The sequence below is a fragment of the Maribacter sp. HS genome (assembly GCF_048059195.1).
Lineage (GTDB): Bacteria > Bacteroidota > Bacteroidia > Flavobacteriales > Flavobacteriaceae > Maribacter > Maribacter dokdonensis.
The window spans coordinates 1,120,452-1,142,865 of sequence record NZ_JAYLVV010000002.1; the positions used below are offsets into that span (position 1 = coordinate 1,120,452).

Here is a 22,414-nt window from a genome sequence, read left to right on the forward strand (position 1 = left end):
AGAGGTAAAACAGGTAAGTGTATTCCATAAAAAATGTACGGCCCCACTAATGCTTCTATTATGAAAAATGCCCACCAAAACTAATAAAGGTAGTTCCCCCGAAACCTTTTCTTAGAATGTAATCATACGACTAATCGTATTTATACTATATGGCGCTCAAACATTAGATATAAGGCAACATACACTACCTTATAAAGAACCGTACTATTTTTAAACTTTTATTAGTGCATTGAAAGAGCCCTTGACATTCAAAGATTCTCCGTTAGCATTTTCTAATTGTACTTCTAAATTTCCATCAACTTTATTAGAAATACTTTCCTTTATTATAACATCACCAGATTTCACAAAGAAAGGCAGTTCACCTACCTCACTTAAATCGGCAAAACCATATACACCGCTGAACCTATTGATCAGACAATGAATGTTTTTAATTTTATGTTTACCGACCGAAACACCAACGTCATCAGTATTAGTCGATGCGATAACAATTTCCAGATTATGCATCTTGTTAGTATCACAATCAGAAAAACTCAACACTAATTTATCTGCAATATTTCCAAAGTTATCAGGTTCAGTAATTCTCTTAAACGATGCAAAACCGTCTATATGAAAATTAGTACTGCCTATGATGTTAAAACTACAAGTGCCATCATCCAATTTATTATTAGTAACCCCAACTTTTGACCCACCACTTAATAGCATAAATGGTACAATACCAAAGCAAACTAACTTCAAAAATTTACCAACAAACCGAAAACTATTCTTCATGATCATTAGTTGAGTTTTTGAATTATGGTCTGGTCACTTTATTTTGTTTTAGTTCAATAGCTACTTCCAATCCCTCATTAATTGGCTCTTCACCTTCCATAAAATGAGATGCAATCAATAAGATTACAATAAAAAATGCCAACATATAACCGCATTTTCTCATTTCAATTTCATTTATAATATACTGAAACTCTAGGCTAAAGGTAATTTTAAGCTGAAACAGCAAACACCTATTTTGTATAATCTGCACTCTTTTATGTATAATCGGAGCATGAAAAATTCAAAAGAATTTTCATAAATATAATTTGTAGTATTTTTCTTTCTTTTTGTATTTATAAATCCAAATAATCGCCACCTAGTCAAAATATACCGATTACACTAAAATTAGATCCATTGACACAAAATAGCATTCAAAAACCATACAAAAACTTAATTTTTCATAACTTTCTAACTTGATACCCTAACCTTATGCTACAAGCTGTAATTGTTGATGATGAAATAAAAGCACTGCAAAGCTTAACGTGGGAGCTCACTAATTTTAGTGATGAAATCAATGTAATTGCCTCATTTACCAATCCAAATGAAGCACTTACCTACTTAGAAAAACACACGCCAGACTGTCTATTCTTAGATATAGAAATGCCCACAATGGACGGTTTTCAATTCATTAGAAAACTGACCAACAAAAATTTTCCTGTTGTCATAACTACCGCCTATAACCAATATGCCTTAAAGGCCATTAAGAGTCAGGCTCTAGATTATCTATTAAAACCGATCGATACCGATGATTTGGAAGAAACCATTGCAAAGATCAAAAAATTCAACAATAACAATTTTTCTGTCGAGAAATTGGAAATGGTGCTTTTAAACTATAATTCAAGAGCCATACATAAGCGTATTACTTTAAATACCGACGGCAAATTGTTATTTCTAGAAAGCGATGAAATATTATACGCAGAATCTGATGGTAACTACAGCACCATTTTTTTAACAGATGGTCAAAAAATAGTGTTAACCAAAAAATTGAAAGAGGTAAATGAATTACTACCTTCCGATTCATTTTTCAGAATTCATAATTCATACATCATTAATTTAAATAAAATAAAGGAATTCTTGAAGACAGATGGTTACGTGGTATTAAAGTCCAACCATAAAATACCTGTTTCCAGACAAAAAAAATCAGATTTTTTAGACATGTTGTAAGTCAACATCCGTAAAAACCATTTCAAAGCTTTTCTAAAATAATAGTGTACATCATTAGGTATAAAATTCCATTCTTACTTCTCTATGCTTTAGTGCTGTCTTTTTACGGTTACTCGCAAGACATATCTACTGTTTTAAAGGAAAACATGGACAGCCTTTTAACGGTAGTACCAGAAACCCGTAAAGAAATTAATGATATTCTAAAACCATACAGTAATGACAGCACATCGCTTCGTTATATTCAAGAAAGGTCAATTACCAAAAAGTATGTTTTAGGACAAGTATATGCGCTCAATCAACTTGGTTCATTGTACCGTGATCAAGCACTATACCAAGAAGCCTTAGCCTTATACCAAGACGCACTCCAATTATCGGTTGAAGCAAACAATATAGAATTTAGGGTCTACAGCCTAAATATGATCAGCAGTGTATATTCAAGGACAGAAGCCATTAAGTCCTCATTGGACTATAGTCAAAATGCACTTGAATTGGCTGAAACTGTAGCTACACCCAGCGACGGACTCAAAAAGAGCATTATAGCGTCTTTAAATAATATAGGAGCAACCTATCAAATGCTTGAGCAGTATGACCTGGCCATAGAAAAGTACGAGAGATCGATGATTCTTGAAAAAGAATTGGACGATAAACTGGGCTTGGCCATTAACCATAAAAACCTGGGCGAATGTTATGAAGCTCAAGGCAAATTGGAGCCCGCTTTAAAAAACTTCAGAAAATCCCTTGTTTATTATGAGATTATGGACTCTAATAAGGGCAAAATAACGTGTAACTACAACATTGCCCATGTATATGTCCATCAAGGTAAAATTCAGGAAGCTATAGACATTCTACAATCAAATTTGTTGAAAGCAATTTCCTTAGCTGACAATAAACTCATTACTACCATTTACATAAACCTTGGCTGGGCCTTTATTCGTTTAGGGGATTATAATGCCGCAGAAACCAATTTAGAATCTGGTTTAGCATTGGCAAAAACGAACAAACTGAACGCGGAAATAGCAGAAGCAAATAAATTTCTATCTGAACTATGGATCAAACGTGACGATTACCAAAAGGGAATGCGTTACTATAAAGATTTTAAAAAATATGAAGAACGCATAACAAGCTCACTCAACCTTAGGTATGTGAATGATATGATTTTACGATATGAATCTGAAATGAGGGCCAATCAACTAGAACGTCTTGCAGAAGAGAATGAATCTGTTCGTTTAAAGTTGAAGAAAAACAAGACCATGTTGATTATCATAGGTATATCACTTATACTATTGATAGGTATTTTATACATTCTCTATCGCCAGAGTCAATTGAATGCAGATAAAAAGCTATTGACATTGGAACAAAGTATGCTTCGGAGCCAAATGAATCCACATTTTTTATTCAATTCACTGAACTCAATTAAATTATATATCATAAACAATGAGAAGAAAAATGCCGTTCATTACCTCAACAAATTTTCAAAACTGGTAAGAAAGATACTTGAGGCATCTTCCCAACGCGAGATTTCACTGGCAGAGGAACTAGAAACTGTTGAGCTTTATATGAACATAGAGAACATTAGGTTTTCTAATGAAATCAACTTCAACGTCCATATAAAAGACGACATTGATATTCATAACATTAAAATTCCATCGCTAATTCTACAACCGTTTTTAGAAAATGCATTATGGCACGGACTATCTTCAAAGGAAGGAGCCAAAAATATTGACTTAGAAGTAAAAAAAGGTAAAAACGGCTTTATAGAGATAGTTATAACCGATAATGGCGTAGGTAGAGATGCTGCAGAGCGAATAAAAGACAGTAAAGTACTTAAAAGAAAATCTGTTGGCATCGATATTACCAAAGAGCGTTTAGCAAATTTCTCCCGTGACTATGAAAACTATTTCCACGTTGATATCATTGACAAATTCGATGATGATACAAATCCGATCGGCACACAGATCGTAATTTATATACCTACTATTTAAGATGGTCCGTAGCTACCTCTTCTAACTCTTTATACCAAGCCTCACCAAATTTTCTGATTAACGCTTCTTTCACAAACTTATAAATAGGCACTTTTAATTCGTCACCCAAGGCGCAAGCAGGGTCGCAAATATGCCATTTATGGTAATTAACCGCAGTCAATTCTGTGTACTCTCGAACTCTTATAGGATATAAATGACATGAAACCGGTTTTTTCCAGTTGATCACACCTTGGTTATAAGCCTCTTCAATACCACATTTGGCAACTTTTTTTTCATCAAAAATTACGTAGGCACACTCACTACCGTTTACTAACGGAGTTTCCCATTCACCATCTTCTCCCTTAACAAAAGCTCCTTCTTTTTCAATAACCGAAATTCCCTCAGGTCTTAGAAAAGGTTTTACTTTTGAATAGATATCTACCATAATTTCCGTTTCACTATCCTCTACGGGAGCACCTGCCTCTCCGTCTACGCAACAACCACCCTTACAGGCGCTAAGATTACAAACGAAATCATTCTCTATTATTTCCTCAGATACTATGGTTTTCCCTAATTGAAACATGGCTTAGTTTAAAGGCCGCAAGATACATATTTTAAAAAAGTCTTTGAGATGGATTATTTTAAGAATAAAGATCCAAATGCATACATAAAACGTAAATTTGCAAAAAATTTGAAAGATGGAATTTCATTTTAACTTAAGGGAGATTGCTACAGCTAGCATGGTTCTTTTTGCCGTAATAGATATTTTAGGCAGTATACCCATTATCATAGGGTTACGCAAAAAGGTTGGGCACATACAATCTGAAAAAGCTTCTGTTGTAGCTGCCGTGATCATGGTAGCCTTTTTGTTCCTTGGTGAGGAGATATTGAACTTGATCGGTATTGATGTAAATTCATTTGCCGTTGCGGGAGCTTTTATTATTTTCTTTTTGGCTATTGAGATGATTTTAGGCATTACCCTATACAAGGATGACGAACCAGAGAGTGCATCTGTTGTACCCATTGCCTTCCCATTAATTGCGGGTGCCGGTACATTGACCTCTTTACTTTCTTTAAGAGCTGAATATTATGTAGAAAATATAATCGTTGCCATTATCGTCAATATTATATTCGTGTTCATAGTATTGAAATCATCGGGCAAGATCGAAAAAATGCTAGGCAAAAATGGTGTTAATGTAATTAGAAAGGTTTTTGGGGTAATTCTTATGGCCATCGCCGTTAAATTATTCGCCGCTAACATTAATCAACTTTTCTAGACCGTTAGAAGATTGTACTTTTATAAAAACAAGATTATATGAGCAGGACGTTATCCATTATATTCATAGTTATTGCAATTGCTTTAATTGCCTATAATGTCACATTGGTAAATTTTGCAGATCCTTTTGAAAAGAACAGTACCATTGCATTGATCGGCATTATGGCTTCTTTATGTGCTATAGTACTACTTTTGGTATTTGTAACCAGCAAGAAGATTCAGGATAAGATGAACCAAGATTAGTTGTAGGTCTTAATTGCGCCAGACTCTTGCTGTTCAATACCACCACCATCTAACTCCAATACTTTCTGCAGCATTAAGTCCTCATCTGCCTTAATTTTGGCATGTATATTTGTATTGAACAGTTGTTCTGCAATATTAGCCTTTAAGAACAGTTTAATGCTATTCTCATGCTCATAGAAGTTCATTCTTAGATTTCTATCTACCGAATACTCCACAAACTTTTCAAAAAGGATATCATCTACCCTAAAATCGTTCACGAACTCCTCTTGGGTATACTGGGCATACCGTTCACGATCTTCATCTAAATGTTCAAATACAAAAAATGAAATAAAGCCCAAATTATCCATGCTATCCACTGCCTCTTCCTCATTTGAACCGATAGGCACAAAGACATCCGGAATTATTCCGCCACCGCCATAGACCACTTTTCCCTTAGGGGTTACAAATTTCAATGAATCTGCCACTTTTATGCTATCAACCGAAATCATTTCGCCACTATGGTATCTGTCGGTAAAACGCTGATAATAATCTTTGGTGCCATTTGCGTACGTTTTTTGAATACTTCTACCCGTTGGGGTGTAATATCTAGAAACGGTCAGTCTAACTGCAGAACCATCGCCTAAAGCCATTTCTCGCTGTACCAAACCTTTACCAAAAGAACGACGACCAACAATGGTACCTATATCATTATCTTGTAAAGCGCCGGCAACAATTTCACTAGCCGAAGCAGATCTTTCGTTGATCAAAACATAAATAGGCTTATCTTCAAAACTACCTTCGTCAGTTGCGAAACTTTTACTGATCTTTCCCTTCTTATTCTTAGTAAACAAGATCAGTTTACCATCTTCCAAGAACTCGTCCGCCATTTCTTCTGCCATACCCAAATAACCGCCTGGATTATCCCTTAGATCAAGAACCAACTTGCGGGCACCCCGTTTTTGTAATTTTCCTAAAGCATCTTTAAATTCTTTATAGGTAGACTCAGCAAAACGATTCACTTTAATATAGCCCATATCCTTTGTTAACATGTAGAAGGCATCTACACTTTTTAAAGGCACTATACCACGTTTTACTTTAACGTTAAACGTTCTATTTTCAGACTTTCTAAAGACAGTAAGGTCAACCGAAGTACCTTCTCTTCCTTTTAGCTTGTCCACAATAACTTCACTAGGAAAATCATGACCGTAAAGCGTGTCTTCATCAGCCATTAAAATACGATCGCCAGGTAAAATTCCCTTTGCATGGCTAGGACCATCCTTAACGGTTCTGATTACTGCAATGGTATCATGATAAGTATAAAAATTAATACCTATACCAACAAAATCACCTTTCATATTGTCTGCCACGCTAGACATTTCCTTTTCTGAAATATAGACCGAATGGGGATCTAATTTTTCTAGGATACTATTCACGGTAACATCGACTATACTATCTGTATTTACATCGTCTACGTATTCGTAATCAATGTAATCTATAAGTCTGTTTAATTTATCTTTTTTAGAATTGGTAGAGAATAGTCTTTCGGGAGAATCATTAAAATTCAGTTTTCCACCAATAAAAAACCCTAATGCAAGAGCAGAAGCGATAATTAAAGGAAAAAGAGCACTGTATTTTTTATTCATCATTAGTGTTAACGTTAGTTTGTCACATTTATTTCTGGCATATGTTCTATTTCAACCCCAGCTTTCTCTAAAAATTTTAATCCCGAATCATCTTTATAACCAACTTGATACACTACACGTTTAATGCCAGACTGATGAATTAGTTTACTACATTCTCTACAGGGAGATAAAGTAATGTACAAAGTAGCCCCTTGGCAGGATTGTGTTGAACTGGCAACCTTAAGAATGGCATTGGCCTCTGCATGCAAAACATACCACTTGGTATACCCATCTTCATCTTCACAATAATTTTCAAAACCGGTAGGGGTACCGTTATAACCATCAGATATGATCATTCTATCCTTAACGATAATTGCACCTACTTGTTTTCTTTTACATGACGATAATTTTCCCCATTCCGTGGCCATTCTTAAATAGGCCCTATCGTATTTTAATTGTTTTTCTTTTTTCATGAACGGTGAGCTTTATAAAAGCGCATAACCCTAAGTTACCTGCTTTGAACAGTAACAACATTATGTTAGGCTAAACTTTAACAATCTAAAAAGGAAATGTTTCATATAACAACGGTAAGGTTATCAGTATCACAACAATACTGCCTACCAATATAAAAACACGCTGTTTTACATTCATTAGTGTTTGGACAACAAAAGCTAGGACCAATACCAACAAAACAATAACCACTTGAGATAATTCTATTCCACCAGCAAAACCCAGTAAAGGTGCAAGCTTATCTTCTTCACCCATAATCATCATCTTAAAGTAGTTGGAAAAGCCAAAACCATGAACCAAGCCAAAAAAACCAGTTGCCAACATATGAAACCAAATTGTTCTATTTTCTTTAAGCAACAATACATCTACTATATTGAACAACGCGGTTGCTAAAATGGTTACAGGTATTAAAAACTCTATCCAGGTAGCATCTACTACCATAATCTCATAAACCGAGAAAACCAAAGCTAAACAGTGGGTTACCGTAAAAACGGTTGCCAACCATAATACGTTTTTCCAGCTTTTAAACGTAAATGGCAGCGCCATCGCCGTCAAAAAAAGGATATGGTCATATGCATTGATATCCAATACATGTTGCAAACCTAATTTTATATAAAACCAAAATTCTTGCATTGCACTTTTATATTATCTGTTCAAACTAATTTAATCCGCGTTCCTTTTGTATAGTTTCGTAAGCCTCTTGTACTTGTTTAAATTTCTCTTCAGCACCTTTCTTAATAGCTTCATCTTGAGTATTGACCCTATCCGGATGGTATTTTTTTGCCATTTGCCTGTACGCCTTTTTCACCTCGGCATCAGTAGCAGTTTTAGGCACATCAAGAATTTTATAAGCATTGTTAGCAGATTTCACGAACATGGCTTTAATACTTTCAAACTCGTTCAATGATACCCTAAGGTAACCTGCAATCTCCCTTATTTTTTGAATTTCAGGATTACTAATGTTGCCATCTGATTGTGCTATACCAAATAAAAAATGTAATAATTGCAATCTAACCTCATAGCGGGTACGTTGTGCCAAAAATGTACACACGTTTTGTGCGGATATCTGCCCTTTTTTATTGATTTCATTGAATCTCCTAAAAATGGCATTTGCCTTATCCTTCCCATAAGTGCTTACAAAGTACTGACGTACATAGTCCATTTCTGATTGGCTTACTTGTCCGTCTGCCTTTATAACTATAGAACATAAAGACAACAAGTTCAATTCAAAATCTGCAGCCGTAACATTTGGTCTGGTATAATCTTCAAAAACGCTACGTGCACTGCCCTTACTAGACCCAAAAAAGTTATCTATAATACTGCCGGCAAAGAAGCCTAAAATTGCTCCAGATAACCCTCTAAAAGAAAAACCAATTACGGCCCCTAACCATTTAATCATTTTCGTATGCTCAATTTTGCCAAAGATAAAATATTACGAATAGAAAGTATGGCCAATGAAACGTTAAGGTATAAAGCAGTCCTACGACTAATTGATTATCTTTGTAACAATTAATTAAAAAATTAAGAATATGTACCCTGCGGAATTAGTTAAACCAATGAGAGATGATCTGGCCTCTGCCGGATTTGAAGAATTATATACTGCAGATGCAGTTACCGATGCCATTAACAAAGAAGGAACAACTTTAGTTGTTGTAAACTCTGTTTGTGGTTGCGCAGCTGCCAATGCAAGACCTGCGGCCAAAATGAGCTTGCAGAACAGTAAAAGACCTGATCATGCCGTAACGGTATTTGCCGGTGTTGATAAAGAAGCGGTTGATGCAGCAAGAAATTTAATGATCCCTTTTCCTCCATCATCGCCATCAATGGCTTTGTTCAAAAATGGAGAATTGGTTCACATGATCGAACGTCACCATATTGAAGGTAGACCAGCTGAAATGATCGCTCAAAATTTAGCACAAGCTTATGATGAGTTTTGCTAAAACTATGGTCTTAGACTCTATTTAAGTAAAATAATAGTATTAAAAAACCGCTCTAATTGAGCGGTTTTTTATTTTTGTAAGATGCAGAAACTGCTTTCATATATAATAACCCCCTTTTTTTTCATAGCTTTTGGGCTATGTCTTCTTATTTTTCACCCCATTCAATGGTTTGGTTTTAAAGTTTTTGGGTACAATGGACTAAAGCCTGTTGTTAGCAAGCTGAATTTCTTTTTAATGCGAAGCACTAATATTTTAGGGACTACGTATAAATTCACCAACAAATACGATCTTCCTACAAACAGGCCTTTAATAATTGTAACCAATCACCAAAGTATGTATGACATACCCCCGTTGATTTGGTACATGCGCAAACACCACCCAAAGTTTGTCAGTAAAAAAGAATTGGGTAAAGGTATACCAAGCGTTTCCTTCAATCTTGTTCATGGTGGTTCTGTTCTTATAGATAGAAAGGATGGGAAATCCGCTATTATGGAGATAGGCAAACTTGGATCGTACATTGAAAAACATAATAGAAGTGCGGTAATTTTTCCTGAAGGTACCAGAAGTAGGGATGGGCACCCAAAACCGTTTAAACCTATGGGACTTAAAATGCTTCTTAAAAAAGCGCCTTCAGCTTTGATCGTTCCCATAAGCATCAATAATTCATGGAAGCTGGTAAGATTCGGTCAATTTCCTATGGGATTAGGTTCCAAGGTACGTTTAGAGGTACAACAACCCATAGAGAACAAGGGTAATCTTGATGAACTAATAACACAAATTGAAGCATCCGTAGTAAGCGGTATAAACTCCTTTAAATGACCAACTCAGAAATCGTAGAAGAAACTATCATTTTCGTCAAAGAAACACTAAAAAATGCCGAGGGAGGTCATGATTGGTTCCATATTGAACGTGTTTTCAATAATACCATGCTTATTGCTAAAGAGGAAGACGTAAATTTATTGGTGGTAAGCCTTGGTGCCTTACTTCATGATATTGCAGACGCCAAATTTAATGATGGTGATGAATCTTTAGGGCCAAAGATGGCAGAGAACTTTTTGTTAAGTCTAAAAGTTCCCAAAAGAACCATTAACCACGTCACCAATATCATTAAATATAGTTCTTTTAAGGCTGGTCTAAATGATGGTAAAATGAAGAAAAAACTATTTACGTCAAAAGAACTTCAGGTAGTACAAGATGCCGATCGCTTAGATGCTATTGGCGCCATAGGTATTGCAAGAGCCTTTAATTATGGTGGGTTTAAAAATAGAGCCCTTTATGACCCCAGTATACCTCCTAACTTGGAAATGAGTAAAGAGGAGTATAAAAAGTCAAAAGCGCCTACTCTAAATCACTTCTACGAAAAACTATTATTACTTAAAGATAAAATGAACACCGCAACCGGAAAGCGATTGGCCCAGCAAAGACACCAATATATGATAGACTTTCTAGAACAATTTTACCAAGAGTGGAGTCCTCTTAAAAATTTAAGCTAGCCTTTACCGAATCATATCTAAAATTTTAAGTCATAAAAAAAGGGTCTCAATTGAAATTGAGACCCTTAATATTTTCTGTATTATTTATTTCTGGGGCAACTCTCTTGTTAACCAACCTCTTCTACTTGCCGTTGCAATAGCATAAGGGGTAATCCAAAACAGACCAAAAGTATATAGAACACTGTAAGAATATGCCCAGAAAGATTCTGAGAACGTATATCTTTTTGCGTAAAATATTACCGGGAATGTTGACAGTACCAAAATACTTAAGAACGTTGAGCTTAAGAACAACAACGGATGCGTGAAAACAAAAACTAACATGAACAGTACAAATGGGTAACACAATACAATTCTTGAAAACTGGCTGAAGAATAATAATCTGGTACCTGCTTTTGGTCCTTTTCTAAAGTTCGTAAATACATATTTAGACATTTGAATATTCTCACGAACATTACTTCTACCCCATCTAATGAACATCTTATACAGACCCTTGTATTTTTCAGGAACATTGGTATAAGCAAAAGCATTTCTTTGAAACAATACGTGAAAACCTTGCTTTAAAATCATATTGGTCATAGCTCTATCTTCACCAATATCAGAAGGCTGCCCCATAAAGGTTTGGTTGATCCACTCATCTAAGCAACCAAATACCGCAGTAGCTCTATAAGCTGCCAAAGCTCCTGGAGTACACAAGACTGAATTTAAAGTACTTTCGGAAGAACGTACAAACTCAAAACTAAGTGCAAAACTTACATCTAACATTTTAGGTAAAATTTCTTTCTTGTTATTTAAAACACGAATATTACCTGCAACCGCACCACAGTTTTCATCAACGATGAACGGACTAACTAAATTTCTTAAAGTATCTGGATCAACTATAGAGTCACTGTCCACAGTAACGAAAATTTCACCTGTACCTTCTTTAAAGCCTCTGTAAAGTGCATGACGTTTACCCATATTCTTAGGCTGTTGACAAATAGAAACCCTGTCACCTAATTCTTTTTTTGCCTCTTGCATCCAGTTCCAAGTGTCATCTTTACTACCATCATCAATTGCCAATAATTGCACTTTATGCTCTGGGTAGTCACTATCTGCCAAACTTTTTAAGGTGGCCCAAACTTGTTTTCCTTCATTATAAGCCGGTACAATAACGGTTACCGTAGGCAGTTCATCATCTGAAACTGAAGGTATAGCCTTGTACTTTAAAAAACGGACAAAAGTATAGATGAAAAAACTTAACTTGAATACAAAGAAGGCCGCAGCAACGATCATAAAAATAAATCCTATTAAGCTACTTCTGCGTTCTAAATGTAAGTCTGAAAAATCGCTCTGTAATATATAAGCCAAATAAGCAGATCCAAACATTAATACAAATGTGCTGCCCATTACAAAAACACCCCATGCATTGGCATTTTCTATTTGGTTGGCAATTTTGGAAAAGAAAGACTTCTTAGTTTTCTTTTCGGTTTTGTTGTTTACGGTTTTCATATTTTTTATGGTAGTGTTCTTGGTTTTCATAAATGGTTCTAATATTTATTTCATTCTCCCTATCTACGCTTAGAATCATCTTTTAGATCTTATTTTAACAAAAGTTTTTAAAGATTTTTTCTACCTTAAACTTTACCACGATTTTTTTACTTAGCACACTAATTTAAAACCATAAATTTTTGACTTAATAACAATATTTTACTCATTTTCATGCGGTTATACCATTTATTTGGGAAATATCTATTTCAAATAAAATTGAAACATTTCAACCCAATGGATGTAAAAAACATTACCATTTTTATCTAATTATATTTTCCTTGGGATTTTCAGCAATTGCAGAAAAATTTTAAAATAATTTCAATTGACCATCTTTATATGATGCGTGCAAATCAGTATTTAATTTTGGGAAAGTGCTGTTTTTAAAATAGGTTCGTTTTGCCAAACTTACCATATCATGAATTTGAGTAGCAATTTTACCTTCTCCTTTACTTCGGATACCAAATCTGCTATCATTTAAACTTCCTCCATGACACTCCTCAATTTGGTGCAAAACCTTGTCTGCTTTATTCGGAAGTGTTTTACGAATCCAATCGGTAAAAATATGACCAATGGCTCCATTTAATCTAACCACGGTAAAGGCCATTGATAATGCCCCATGGTGCGCAACTGTCTTAGCTAAATTTAAAATTTCATGACTATTGATGCCAGGTATGATCGGAGCCAACATAGCATTTACCGGAATGCCATTGTCAGATAAAACTTTAATAGCCTCTAACCTCTTTTTAATGGTGGTAGTCCTTGGTTCTAATATCCTTCTGGTTTCTTCAGATAAAGATGTAACCGATATGTTTACACCAATTAAACCATGCTCGTTTAATTTCCTTAGAATATCCAAATCGCGCAAAATCAATGCATTCTTAGTAATAATTCCCACTGGATGCCTGTACTTCAAGAAAATCTCTAAGCATTTACGGGTTAATTGAAACTCTTGTTCCGCAGGTTGGTAGCAATCTGTATTTCCTGAAAGCACAATGGTACATGCCTTCCAACTTTTACTTTTTAATTTCTCTTCTAACAATTTTGGCGCATTATGCTTTACCAAAATCTTACGTTCAAAATCCAAACCTGCACTATAGCCCCAAAATTCATGTGCATTTCTAGCGTAACAGTAAATACAACCATGCTCACAACCTTGGTACATGTTCATAGAATAACTCATACCCACATCTGGGCTAGTTACTTTATTCACTATTGTTTTTGGGAAAACAGGTATGTATTGCGTCTTATTGTTATCGGCAATTTCACCTTCAAGACGGCAAAATTCAAGAAAATCGTCCCTAGTTTCGTAGTTGTATGCTGAAAACTTATTTAAGGTATTCTTTTGGGCGCCTCTACCTTTTATAGAAAAGTCTGATTTCATTAATTAGGATTTAATCCAAAATTATGGATTAAATCCTAATTACAATTTTATTTAACACCTACTTGAACCAGTTGCTTTTTTGTTCCCCTTTTGGCATAGAACATTAATTCATCTTTTTGACGATCAATATATGGTGCAGAAACCATTAACGGCAAACGTGCTTCAGTATCATCAATAACCTTATTATACTTCATATGTCCGTTTTCATCCAAACGAATTAAAAATACATTTCTATTTCTACTCAACCCTTGCTTAAACATAATACGGTCATCACTTAATTGCTGTGGATTTTCAGCTGATGTGCTTATAAAGAAATACGTGTTATTATTCTTAGTGTAGGCACTGTAAGAAGCATAAGCACCATCACCTTGCGTCACTTCTGTTTTGTTTATATTTCTTGCCCAGACTAAGTCACCAGTGGCGCTAAGTTTTGCACTTATAATATCGTTATGATGATACCTAGTAACCATCACCCTACCACCGCTCGAATTCGATTGTACGCTGTTACTGGTAAAATATTCTTCTGCATTGAACAGGATATTACCTTCAGATGTGATATCCATCCCTTTAAACACCAAGTTTTTAATAGCTTTATCATCTTCCCTTCCAAATTTATCCAACATAAACTGTTCTGAGAAGGCATTGAATTTTTCTGTCTTTAAAGTAAGCGACCTAGGGTCTAAATTAAAATAGGAAATGCCGTTATACCTATTATCCTTTCTATCCGCATAAAATCCTATACACAGTAATTCACCTCCTTTAAATATAGGTTTTAATGCCTCTGGAAATTTCCCTGGGGTATAAAAAGACTGTAAACTTCTTCCGCTGCTGGAAACCCTTACCATTTCATACTGAAATTTACGTTCGGTAGCGTTAAAGCGTTTTTTCTTAAAGTATGCCTTACCTACCAAATACACATTTTGCATATCTTTTGAAAAAACTACGTTTTCAAAAGCGTAATTTTTTTCTTCTACCTCATCAGAGAAATCATGCTCAAAGAGCTTATTCAAATTGGCATTAAAGGCATAGATGGTATGCTGGTCAACTTTTCTCTTTTTATAATGCGTAGTTATTGCGAATGCCGATTTATCATCATTAAACAAAATGGAAGTTGTAAAACCCGATGAAAAATTTCGGTTATAGAAATTTCTATCTAAAGGTTGCTCTACAGGTTCAGAAGCAATGGATAAAATGGTCTCTTTGGTAAATTGAAATTGGGAAAACGGACTCCTATGTACTTCGTATTGGTAGCTTCTGTTATTATAATTATACTCTAAAAATAATAGATAAACCTGTCCATTACGGACATAGGCATCTATAAAATTAGCACCCTTAAGCTTATAATTATACTCAGAAACCAATTCAAGATCTTTATTGTAATGTTCAATAAAATAACCTTTAGGCTTTAAAACTATACCGGTATAATATGCACGTACCACAACGGTACCTTCATTGCCGTCATCAGCAATTGCCAGCATATTGGAATATCTGTACTTGTCATGAAATTTTTCCCCAATGGTATAGGTAACCAATTCTTCTTGTGCTAAAGAAGCTAGTACATTGGTAATGAACAAAAATAAGAATACGCTACGTTTTAACATAACCAGTTTGGTTTATGTCATGAACCCGGAAACTCAGCTTTTCTTTTTTCCAAAAATGCGGTAGTACCTTCGGTAAAATCATCTGTTCCAAAACAGTCACCAAAAGCCTCAATTTCCTGCTCATAACCATTTACAGTATTCTTAAAACCAGCATTTACCGCTTTTATTGCATGAGCAATGGCTACAGAGGAATTATTGGTGATCTTTGCTATTATCTTATGGCATAGCGGTAATAGTTCTTCTTGTGTAGTCACATGGTTTACAAGCCCGTAAGCTTTAGCTTGATCTGCAGTGATCATGCCCGCGGTCATGATCATTTCCATTGCCCTACCCTTACCCACCAATTGAGGCAAACGTTGCGTACCACCGTACCCAGGTATTAATCCTAAAGAAACCTCTGGCAGTCCCATTTTGGCATTATCACTGGCCACTCTAAAATGGCAAGCCATTGCAAGCTCTAATCCGCCACCTAGAGCAAAACCGTTGACCGCAGCAATAACAGGTGTAGATAAGCCTTCAACAAAATCAAATAATTGTTTTTGACCTTTGGCCGCCAATTTTTTTCCTTCTTTAACATCGAAATCTGCAAATTCAGAAATATCGGCACCCGCTACAAATGCTTTTTCACCGCTTCCGGTCAAAATTATGGCTTTGACATCCTTATCTTTTTGCAAATCTTTGAAAGCATCATGTAACTCCCCAATGGTCTCCTTATTTAAAGCATTTAATTTTTTAGGGCGATTAATAGTTACAATTGCCGTTGTTGCTTCTTTTTCAATTAATATTGTTTCGTATGCCATTTTTATTAAGTTGTTGAATTATACATTTTCTTTAGGGAATTTTACACAGAACACCGTACCCTTACCTAATTGCGAAGTAAACTTAATGGTGCCTTTATACGTTTCCACTATATTTTTAACCATGCCAAGACCTAGGCCCATACCACTGGTTTTAGTAGTAAATTTTGGTTCAAATATTTTGTCTTCATTATCTTTCTCTATACCATGACCATTATCTGCCACAGATAATTTTACCATATTACCCTCAGATGCTACCGTTACCAATACTCTTGGAGATTCTACATCTGGCACTGCCTGTATAGCATTTTTTACCAAATTAGTAACCACTCTAATAAGTTGGGTACGATCCAATTTCGCAATAATTTCCTCTTCATCGGCAATAAAATGAATATAGTCTTCATTAAATATATCCAAAGCTAATTTCACGATTTTAACCACATTCAATGTCTCATTTTGCTGCGCCGGCATTTCTGCAAAATTTGAGAATGCAGATGCTATACTGCTCATGGTATCTATTTGCTGAATTAAAGTATTGGAGTATTCTTTTACTTTTTGATGTATATCTGGATCATTGGGATCAAACTTTCGTTCAAAACTCTGCACGCTCAGTCGCATAGGCGTAAGTGGGTTCTTAATTTCATGTGCCACTTGCTTGGCCATTTCCCGCCATGCCTGTTCACGTTCGCTACGAGCCAATTTAACCGCACTTTGCCCCAATTCATCAATCATTCCATTGTATGCAGAAATTAGTTTTTCTATTTCTTCACCCGGATTATCCAAGTAAATTTTCTTGTTCTGTTTACTTAACTCGGTTTTTCCCATCATGGTTGAAATGGTCTCCAGTGAACGAGTTATATACTTCGAAATGAAAAAAGCAAAAGATATTGCCATTAATAGCATTAGCAGATAAACCCCAGATAAACGAAACAAAAATTCTTTCAACTCATAATCGTTAAACGAGTTATCTTCAAAATACGGCAAGTTTAAAATACCAATTGGTTTAAACTTTTGATCCGCTATATAGGTGAATGAAGCTTGATACTTATCTCCCGCCAAAGCATTTTCCATGACATAACGTTTATTGGGACTTATTTCTAGCTTATTAAGTACCTCAGCATCTAGGCACATAGAAATAGAATCATTGGCAAACTTGGGCCTAGAACTCTTAATTAGCTCGCCTTCCAAACTATAGATATTAAAGTTCATGTTTTGAACAACGGCAATCTCATAGATTTCATTTTTAAAAATTAAATCTAGATTCTCGGTGGTAACCGGATACGTTGTTTTCTGAATGGCAAGGTCTATACTTTGACGTATTTGTTCCTCTTTACGCTCCATTCTATTTTCATGATAATCCTTTGATTGTTCGCGATATTGATACACAGTAACACCCGCAATCAACACAGATGCAATCAGCACCAAAAAAATCATGGATAAGAAAATGCGCGACCGTAAAGATACCCTTGTTAACAAGCTTTCGTTATTTCGTTTAAAGTTAGCAAATATCGCACCAAAATGCACTAATTGCGTTGTTGAACCTACTTTCATAAGATAAAAGCATTTATTTAAGAGCAGCTATCTTATTAAATGCGTAGCCCATTTTACAAAAACTACATCACTACTACTCAAATTATCAAATAGGAGCACACAAAATACATTTTGTTAATTTTGAAAGTAATTTCTTATATTTAATTACGTTAACTCTTAGTATACCTATAAAGGTCCTATATGATTTTCAATACTTTTTCTAAAAATCTTGCCTTTATATTATTGGTTCTATCCTCTTTGAATGCGTATACCCAAAATTTAGAACCCCTAAAATTTCATCATATTCAAGACGGCATGTCACAAAGTTCTTCTACTGTGCTATTAGAAGACAAGTATGGTTTTATCTGGGTGGGTACGCGTAACGGATTAAACAAATACGATGGTAAAGATTTTGAAATTTTCACAAAGAGTTCCGATGGCAAAACAGGGCTTAGTCATGAATATATAGTTGAGCTTTACGAAGACGATGAAAATTTATTGATAGGTACCAACCAAGGCTTAAACGTATTCAACCGCAGTTTAAATATCGTAGCACCTTTTCCTTTTAAAAATGAAGGTCTACAAATTAAAGACCACAGTTTTCAATCGGTTAAAAGAATAAATGGAAATTTATGGCTAGGCACAGAATCTTCTGGTATTTATAAATACGATGAAAATACCGGAAACCTCAAGCATTTACCGGTAAATAATAACTTGGATATTGCGAACCCAAGAATAAACAGAATTATCAAAATTGCGCAATTAGATGCCAACAGAGTGCTCATTATTTCATCATACAATATCATTGTCACCAATAACGATTTAGAAATTCTAAACGAAGTTCAAGAAATAGAAAACATAATTTCTACCATTGTCCTTGATGACAATACGTTATTACTTGGAACAAATAATGGTTCATTAATTCGCCTAAACGTTAGTCTTACATCTGAAATTGAAAAGGAAAGAAAACCGGTTAGTCCCGGATTTAGCATTCGTTCACTAGCTAAAAATTTAAATAACGACTTTTGGATAGGCACTGAAAACAATGGGCTATATATATACTCTAACGAGCTTGAGTTTAAAAGACATTTAGAGTATAATGTTTCTAAACCCAGCTCAATTTCCGGAAATTCAATTTGGTCACTATTATGCACCCGAAATGGCGTTATGTGGGTAGCACCCTATAAAAGTGGTCTCAATTTTTATGATCCTGAGTATTTTAAGTTCAAACATATCAATACAGATCCGTTTAACTCCAAATCGCTAAGCAACAAATTGGTCAATTGTTTTATTGAAGACCCTAAAGGCAATCTATGGATCGGCACAGATGGTGGAGGACTCAATTATTGGAAAAGGACCACCGACACCTTTGAACATTATTCATTAAAGAACAAAACATTGAATTCTGATGTTGTGCTATCTATACTACAGAATAAAGAAGATGAATTGTGGCTTGGCACTTGGACCAATGGAATTACCATATTCAATACCAAAACCAAGAAATACAAGGAACTCAATACGGAAAACTCGTTTTTAAACTCGAACATTATAGTCGATTTTTTAAAAGATAAAAGAGGGCGCATTTGGATCATAAACTATTTTGCGGGAGTGCAGGTATTTGACGCTGAAACCAACACTCATGAAAACATTAAACTAATATCGGATATAGATGGTGCTGAAGTAAAATCAATTTATCAAATCTTTGAAGACAAGGAAGCTCATATATGGATTGGCACTTTAAATTCGGGACTGTTTAAATTAACTAAAAACGAAAATCACTGGATAAGCAAACATTATAGTACAAGCAATTCTTTGAGTAATAATTTTGTCAATACCATTATTCAAGATAGCGAAGGCACTATATGGGTAGGTACCCAAGGTGGCTTGAACAAATATAATTCTGAAAGCGACTCGTTTAAACCAATAACTGAAGTAGATGGTCTTAGAAACGATGCTATTAAGGGTATTATTGATGACACGTATAACCACTTATGGTTAAGTACAGAAAACGGAGTTACGAGATATGACACTTGCTCGGGCGATTTTTTAAATTATGATGTTGATGAAGGTCTACAAGCCAAAGAATTTATTGCTAGTTCTACGTTAACCACAAGTAAGGGGGAATATGTATTTGGTGGTATAAACGGATTTAACATTTTCACAGCCAAAGATGTTGAAAAGCGAAAAGACACGCTTACTCTTTTTGTATCAGGATTAAAGATTTTTAATAAACCTGTTCTGCCCAATGATGAGTTTGGAGTATTGAAAAAAAATGTGAGTCAAGTAGATACGTTGATTTTTAGTTATGACCAATCTGTTATTAATATTGACTTTAAGGCACTCACTTTTAGACATCCAGAAAGTGTCAATTATGCTTTCTATTTGGAAGGATTTGAAAAAGAATGGAATTATGTAGGTAACAAACCTACCGCAACCTATACCAATCTAAACCCTGGTAATTACACATTAAAAATAAAATCTACCAATTCAGATGGTATTTGGACAGCTAATGAAATCAGCAAAACCCTTATAATAACTCCTCCATATTGGCAAACTTGGTGGTTTAAACTACTGATGGTCTTCTTATTGCTAATGTTATTCTATGTTGCACATTATATTAAATTAAGAACCATCAAAAAAAACCAACGAAGGTTAGAATTAAAAGTAGCCGAGCGAACTAATGAATTACAATGCCAAAAAAATAAGCTTGTAAAAGCTGCAGACCATTTAGAAACAATGAATCAAGAAATACAGCGATTTACTTTTGCAGTATCCCATGATTTAAAGAGTCCGTTGAGCAATATTAAAGGGCTTGCAAGTCTCATACCTTCCGAGATGCCCATTGAAGAACATCCACTTGTAGAAGAGTATTTAAACTTAATAGATGTTTCTTGCAATAACATGAACGAGTTGATTTCTGATATTACTGAAATTGCCAGGTTAGGAAAAATAGAAAATAGGAACGAATTACTGAAAACCAATGAAATTTTAAATTTATCAAGAGATCTTACTAAAAGTAAACTTGGTAAGAAAAATATAAACCTTACTATAGCTAATGATTTACCGCCCATATATGGGGATCGTAATAGAATTATTCAAGTCTTTGGTAACTTTTTAGATAATGCCGTTAAATACATGGGAGACCAACCAAACCCTAAAATAATCGTAGATTATGAAGAGCATGATGAAACCAATAGTTTTCTAGTACACGACAACGGTTCAGGTCTAAGCAAAACTGATTTAAAAAAATTGTTTACTCCTTTTGAGCGTTTTCACCAAAATGTAGAAGGTACGGGTCTTGGTCTTTATATGATCAAAAAAATAGCCATATCACATGGAGGCTCCATTACCGCAGAGTCAAAAGGTAAAGGAAAAGGAACCACTTTTAAGCTCATACTACCAAAAGCAAAAATTGCTGCAAAACAAGCCAAAAAGAATCTTACTTCTTAAGGTGAAGAAACTAATCATCAACACGTGTATTTATTTACCTTCAATTGGTAATGAACAAAAGTAAACCGTTATTCTTTCATGAACTTGATCAACGGATCAATAAAACTTTCAAACTTCTCAATATGTGGTAAGTGACCAATATTTTCGATTTCAACTAATTGAGCGTTTTTAATTTTCTGTTTTGTTGTTTTTCCCAACGTATCATATAAACCCATAGTTTTTCTTACTTCTTCAGAAACCAATGGTTTGCCAAGTGCCGTACGATCTCTTGTTCCAATTATCAAAAGCGTAGGAACTTTAATCTTTTCAAATTCATACACTACAGGTTGAGTAAAAATCATGTCATAAGTAAGAGCGGCATTCCACGCAATTCTTTTATAATCAGAATTTAAAGTCCACCCGGCTAATAAATTAACCCATTGATCGTAATCTTCTTTCCACTTATTATCATAATAATTTACCAATTGGTAATTTTTAATGCCTTCATAGCTTTTTTTAAGCTCATTGGCATACCACCATTCAACTGGTTTATAAGGTACTTTTAATTTCCAATCTTCAAGTCCTATAGGGTTTTCCAAAACTAATTTCTCTGTTGTTTCCGGGTACATTAATGCAAATCTAGTTGCTAGCATACCACCCATAGAATGACCTAAAATTACCGTTTTATCTATGTTTAAGGTATCTAATAACTCTTTTGTATTACGTGCCAATTGTTGAAAAGTATAATGAAAATGTAGAGGTTTGGTAGACTTTCCAAAACCGATTTGATCAGGTACTATAACTCGGTACCCTTCTTTTGTCAATGCCTTTATGGTTGTCTCCCAATACGCTCCATTAAAATTCTTGCCATGTAAAAGGACAATGTTTTTTCCGTTATACTGACTAGGTTTTACATCCATATAGGACATTTGTAAATCTTGATCTTGAACCTTTAAGTTTAAAACCGAAACTTCATAAGGATATTCATAATTAGATAGTTCAATATCTAGCCATTTTAAGTTGTCTGTTTGTGCTTTAGAGAACTGTACAAAGAGAATCACAAACCCTACTACCATTAAATTTCTCATATACTTCTTTAAAGTCAAAGATCTGCAATAAATCTATGGGGACGTGTTAAAATCAATTATACTAAT

21 protein-coding genes are annotated in these 22,414 nt (G+C 34.8%); 8 read left to right on the plus strand and 13 right to left on the minus strand.

Translation table 11 applies throughout. From position 1 onward, the window contains the following. Positions 1-210: 210 nt before the first annotated feature. Both VBZ51_RS04855 and VBZ51_RS04860 read right to left on the minus strand, forming a co-directional pair. A complete protein-coding gene (locus tag VBZ51_RS04855; RefSeq protein WP_157490882.1) occupies positions 211-768 on the minus strand; it encodes a hypothetical protein in 558 nt (185 codons plus the stop codon). Between the two features lie 22 nt (positions 769-790). After that, a complete protein-coding gene (locus tag VBZ51_RS04860) occupies positions 791-931 on the minus strand; it encodes a hypothetical protein (protein ID WP_157490883.1) in 141 nt (46 codons plus the stop codon). A 305-nt stretch (positions 932-1,236) separates the two neighbouring features. On the opposite strand from VBZ51_RS04860, the gene VBZ51_RS04865 reads away from it, so the two are divergent. After that, entirely contained in the window at positions 1,237-1,971 is a 735-nt protein-coding gene (locus VBZ51_RS04865; protein WP_058104409.1) for a LytR/AlgR family response regulator transcription factor, read from the plus strand. A 146-nt stretch (positions 1,972-2,117) separates the two neighbouring features. After that, the gene (locus VBZ51_RS04870; protein WP_082642952.1) at positions 2,118-3,953 is read left to right on the plus strand and encodes a tetratricopeptide repeat protein; all 1,836 of its coding nucleotides are present in this window, start codon (positions 2,118-2,120) and stop codon (positions 3,951-3,953) included. On the opposite strand, the gene VBZ51_RS04875 is transcribed toward VBZ51_RS04870, so the two are convergent. Next, positions 3,946-4,515, minus strand: a complete 570-nt coding sequence (locus tag VBZ51_RS04875; protein ID WP_058104410.1) for a DUF3109 family protein — start codon at positions 4,513-4,515, stop codon at positions 3,946-3,948. The two genes, VBZ51_RS04870 and VBZ51_RS04875, sit on opposite strands and share 8 nt — an antisense overlap. A gap of 115 nt (positions 4,516-4,630) precedes the next feature. Here VBZ51_RS04875 and VBZ51_RS04880 point away from each other — a divergent pair, with 115 nt between their 5' ends. Continuing rightward, positions 4,631-5,209 (plus strand): MarC family protein, encoded by a 579-nt coding sequence (locus VBZ51_RS04880; RefSeq protein ID WP_058104411.1) that lies wholly within the window; start codon positions 4,631-4,633, stop codon positions 5,207-5,209. A 38-nt stretch (positions 5,210-5,247) separates the two neighbouring features. Further along, positions 5,248-5,451, plus strand: coding sequence for a hypothetical protein (locus VBZ51_RS04885; protein WP_416576231.1), 204 nt, complete (start codon positions 5,248-5,250; stop codon positions 5,449-5,451). Here the strand turns inward: VBZ51_RS04885 and VBZ51_RS04890 are convergent. The 4 genes from VBZ51_RS04890 to VBZ51_RS04905 form a co-directional block, all read right to left on the minus strand. Continuing rightward, the gene (locus VBZ51_RS04890; protein WP_416576262.1) at positions 5,448-7,073 is read right to left on the minus strand and encodes a S41 family peptidase; all 1,626 of its coding nucleotides are present in this window, start codon (positions 7,071-7,073) and stop codon (positions 5,448-5,450) included. The genes VBZ51_RS04885 and VBZ51_RS04890 overlap by 4 nt on opposite strands. 14 nt (positions 7,074-7,087) lie before the next feature. After that, positions 7,088-7,525 carry a deoxycytidylate deaminase gene (locus VBZ51_RS04895; RefSeq protein WP_058104413.1) on the minus strand — a complete coding sequence of 146 codons (438 nt, stop codon included), beginning with the start codon at positions 7,523-7,525 and terminating at the stop codon, positions 7,088-7,090. 85 nt (positions 7,526-7,610) lie between these two features. Continuing rightward, a complete protein-coding gene (locus tag VBZ51_RS04900) occupies positions 7,611-8,195 on the minus strand; it encodes a HupE/UreJ family protein (protein ID WP_348099900.1) in 585 nt (194 codons plus the stop codon). Positions 8,196-8,220: 25 nt separating this feature from the next. Continuing rightward, positions 8,221-8,961 (minus strand): TerB family tellurite resistance protein, encoded by a 741-nt coding sequence (locus VBZ51_RS04905; RefSeq protein WP_074671123.1) that lies wholly within the window; start codon positions 8,959-8,961, stop codon positions 8,221-8,223. Between the two features lie 130 nt (positions 8,962-9,091). Here VBZ51_RS04905 and VBZ51_RS04910 point away from each other — a divergent pair, with 130 nt between their 5' ends. The 3 genes from VBZ51_RS04910 to VBZ51_RS04920 all read left to right on the plus strand — a co-directional run bounded on the left by VBZ51_RS04910 (position 9,092) and on the right by VBZ51_RS04920 (position 10,995). After that, a complete protein-coding gene (locus VBZ51_RS04910) occupies positions 9,092-9,502 on the plus strand; it encodes a BrxA/BrxB family bacilliredoxin (RefSeq protein ID WP_058104416.1) in 411 nt (136 codons plus the stop codon). A 234-nt stretch (positions 9,503-9,736) separates the two neighbouring features. Next, on the plus strand, positions 9,737-10,321 hold the full coding sequence (locus tag VBZ51_RS04915) for a lysophospholipid acyltransferase family protein (RefSeq protein WP_317038729.1): 585 nt from the start codon (positions 9,737-9,739) through the stop codon (positions 10,319-10,321). Then, positions 10,318-10,995, plus strand: coding sequence for an HD domain-containing protein (locus tag VBZ51_RS04920; RefSeq protein WP_058104418.1), 678 nt, complete (start codon positions 10,318-10,320; stop codon positions 10,993-10,995). The genes VBZ51_RS04915 and VBZ51_RS04920 overlap by 4 nt, the downstream gene beginning before the upstream one ends. An 84-nt stretch (positions 10,996-11,079) precedes the next feature. On the opposite strand, the gene VBZ51_RS04925 is transcribed toward VBZ51_RS04920, so the two are convergent. From VBZ51_RS04925 to VBZ51_RS04945, 5 genes are all read right to left on the minus strand, one after another. Then, a complete protein-coding gene (locus VBZ51_RS04925; protein ID WP_074671118.1) occupies positions 11,080-12,513 on the minus strand; it encodes a glycosyltransferase in 1,434 nt (477 codons plus the stop codon). Positions 12,514-12,829: 316 nt separating this feature from the next. Next, positions 12,830-13,903 carry a PA0069 family radical SAM protein gene (locus tag VBZ51_RS04930; RefSeq protein ID WP_416576232.1) on the minus strand — a complete coding sequence of 358 codons (1,074 nt, stop codon included), beginning with the start codon at positions 13,901-13,903 and terminating at the stop codon, positions 12,830-12,832. Positions 13,904-13,950: 47 nt separating this feature from the next. Further along, positions 13,951-15,504, minus strand: coding sequence for a hypothetical protein (locus VBZ51_RS04935; protein ID WP_058104421.1), 1,554 nt, complete (start codon positions 15,502-15,504; stop codon positions 13,951-13,953). A 17-nt stretch (positions 15,505-15,521) separates the two neighbouring features. Continuing rightward, positions 15,522-16,304 (minus strand): enoyl-CoA hydratase/isomerase family protein, encoded by a 783-nt coding sequence (locus VBZ51_RS04940; protein WP_416576233.1) that lies wholly within the window; start codon positions 16,302-16,304, stop codon positions 15,522-15,524. 18 nt (positions 16,305-16,322) lie between these two features. Beyond that, complete coding sequence (locus VBZ51_RS04945) at positions 16,323-17,735, minus strand: ATP-binding protein (protein WP_058104423.1); 1,413 nt, start codon at positions 17,733-17,735, stop codon at positions 16,323-16,325. 297 nt (positions 17,736-18,032) lie between these two features. Between VBZ51_RS04945 and VBZ51_RS04950 the strand changes: the two genes are divergently transcribed. Beyond that, positions 18,033-21,281, plus strand: coding sequence for a two-component regulator propeller domain-containing protein (locus VBZ51_RS04950; RefSeq protein ID WP_416576234.1), 3,249 nt, complete (start codon positions 18,033-18,035; stop codon positions 21,279-21,281). Positions 21,282-21,349: 68 nt separating this feature from the next. On the opposite strand, the gene VBZ51_RS04955 is transcribed toward VBZ51_RS04950, so the two are convergent. Next, entirely contained in the window at positions 21,350-22,348 is a 999-nt protein-coding gene (locus VBZ51_RS04955; protein WP_416576235.1) for an alpha/beta fold hydrolase, read from the minus strand. Positions 22,349-22,414: the final 66 nt, after the last annotated feature.

Excerpts from the sequence above, each read along its gene's own strand:
- VBZ51_RS04940 (WP_416576233.1), bottom strand. The coding sequence starts at position 16,304 with ATGGCATACGAAACAATATTAATTGAAAAAGAAGCAACAACGGCAATT.
- VBZ51_RS04920 (WP_058104418.1), top strand. The coding sequence starts at position 10,318 with ATGACCAACTCAGAAATCGTAGAAGAAACTATCATTTTCGTCAAAGAA.
- VBZ51_RS04900 (WP_348099900.1), bottom strand. The coding sequence starts at position 8,195 with ATGCAAGAATTTTGGTTTTATATAAAATTAGGTTTGCAACATGTATTG.
- VBZ51_RS04885 (WP_416576231.1), top strand. The coding sequence starts at position 5,248 with ATGAGCAGGACGTTATCCATTATATTCATAGTTATTGCAATTGCTTTA.
- VBZ51_RS04915 (WP_317038729.1), top strand. The coding sequence starts at position 9,737 with ATGCGAAGCACTAATATTTTAGGGACTACGTATAAATTCACCAACAAA.
- VBZ51_RS04875 (WP_058104410.1), bottom strand. The coding sequence starts at position 4,515 with ATGTTTCAATTAGGGAAAACCATAGTATCTGAGGAAATAATAGAGAAT.
- VBZ51_RS04895 (WP_058104413.1), bottom strand. The coding sequence starts at position 7,525 with ATGAAAAAAGAAAAACAATTAAAATACGATAGGGCCTATTTAAGAATG.
- VBZ51_RS04860 (WP_157490883.1), bottom strand. The coding sequence starts at position 931 with ATGAGAAAATGCGGTTATATGTTGGCATTTTTTATTGTAATCTTATTG.
- VBZ51_RS04855 (WP_157490882.1), bottom strand. The coding sequence starts at position 768 with ATGAAGAATAGTTTTCGGTTTGTTGGTAAATTTTTGAAGTTAGTTTGC.
- VBZ51_RS04880 (WP_058104411.1), top strand. The coding sequence starts at position 4,631 with ATGGAATTTCATTTTAACTTAAGGGAGATTGCTACAGCTAGCATGGTT.
- VBZ51_RS04890 (WP_416576262.1), bottom strand. The coding sequence starts at position 7,073 with ATGAATAAAAAATACAGTGCTCTTTTTCCTTTAATTATCGCTTCTGCT.
- VBZ51_RS04865 (WP_058104409.1), top strand. The coding sequence starts at position 1,237 with ATGCTACAAGCTGTAATTGTTGATGATGAAATAAAAGCACTGCAAAGC.
- VBZ51_RS04945 (WP_058104423.1), bottom strand. The coding sequence starts at position 17,735 with ATGATTTTTTTGGTGCTGATTGCATCTGTGTTGATTGCGGGTGTTACT.
- VBZ51_RS04925 (WP_074671118.1), bottom strand. The coding sequence starts at position 12,513 with ATGAAAACCAAGAACACTACCATAAAAAATATGAAAACCGTAAACAAC.
- VBZ51_RS04905 (WP_074671123.1), bottom strand. The coding sequence starts at position 8,961 with ATGATTAAATGGTTAGGGGCCGTAATTGGTTTTTCTTTTAGAGGGTTA.
- VBZ51_RS04955 (WP_416576235.1), bottom strand. The coding sequence starts at position 22,348 with ATGAGAAATTTAATGGTAGTAGGGTTTGTGATTCTCTTTGTACAGTTC.
- VBZ51_RS04910 (WP_058104416.1), top strand. The coding sequence starts at position 9,092 with ATGTACCCTGCGGAATTAGTTAAACCAATGAGAGATGATCTGGCCTCT.
- VBZ51_RS04935 (WP_058104421.1), bottom strand. The coding sequence starts at position 15,504 with ATGTTAAAACGTAGCGTATTCTTATTTTTGTTCATTACCAATGTACTA.
- VBZ51_RS04870 (WP_082642952.1), top strand. The coding sequence starts at position 2,118 with ATGGACAGCCTTTTAACGGTAGTACCAGAAACCCGTAAAGAAATTAAT.
- VBZ51_RS04950 (WP_416576234.1), top strand. The coding sequence starts at position 18,033 with ATGATTTTCAATACTTTTTCTAAAAATCTTGCCTTTATATTATTGGTT.
- VBZ51_RS04930 (WP_416576232.1), bottom strand. The coding sequence starts at position 13,903 with ATGAAATCAGACTTTTCTATAAAAGGTAGAGGCGCCCAAAAGAATACC.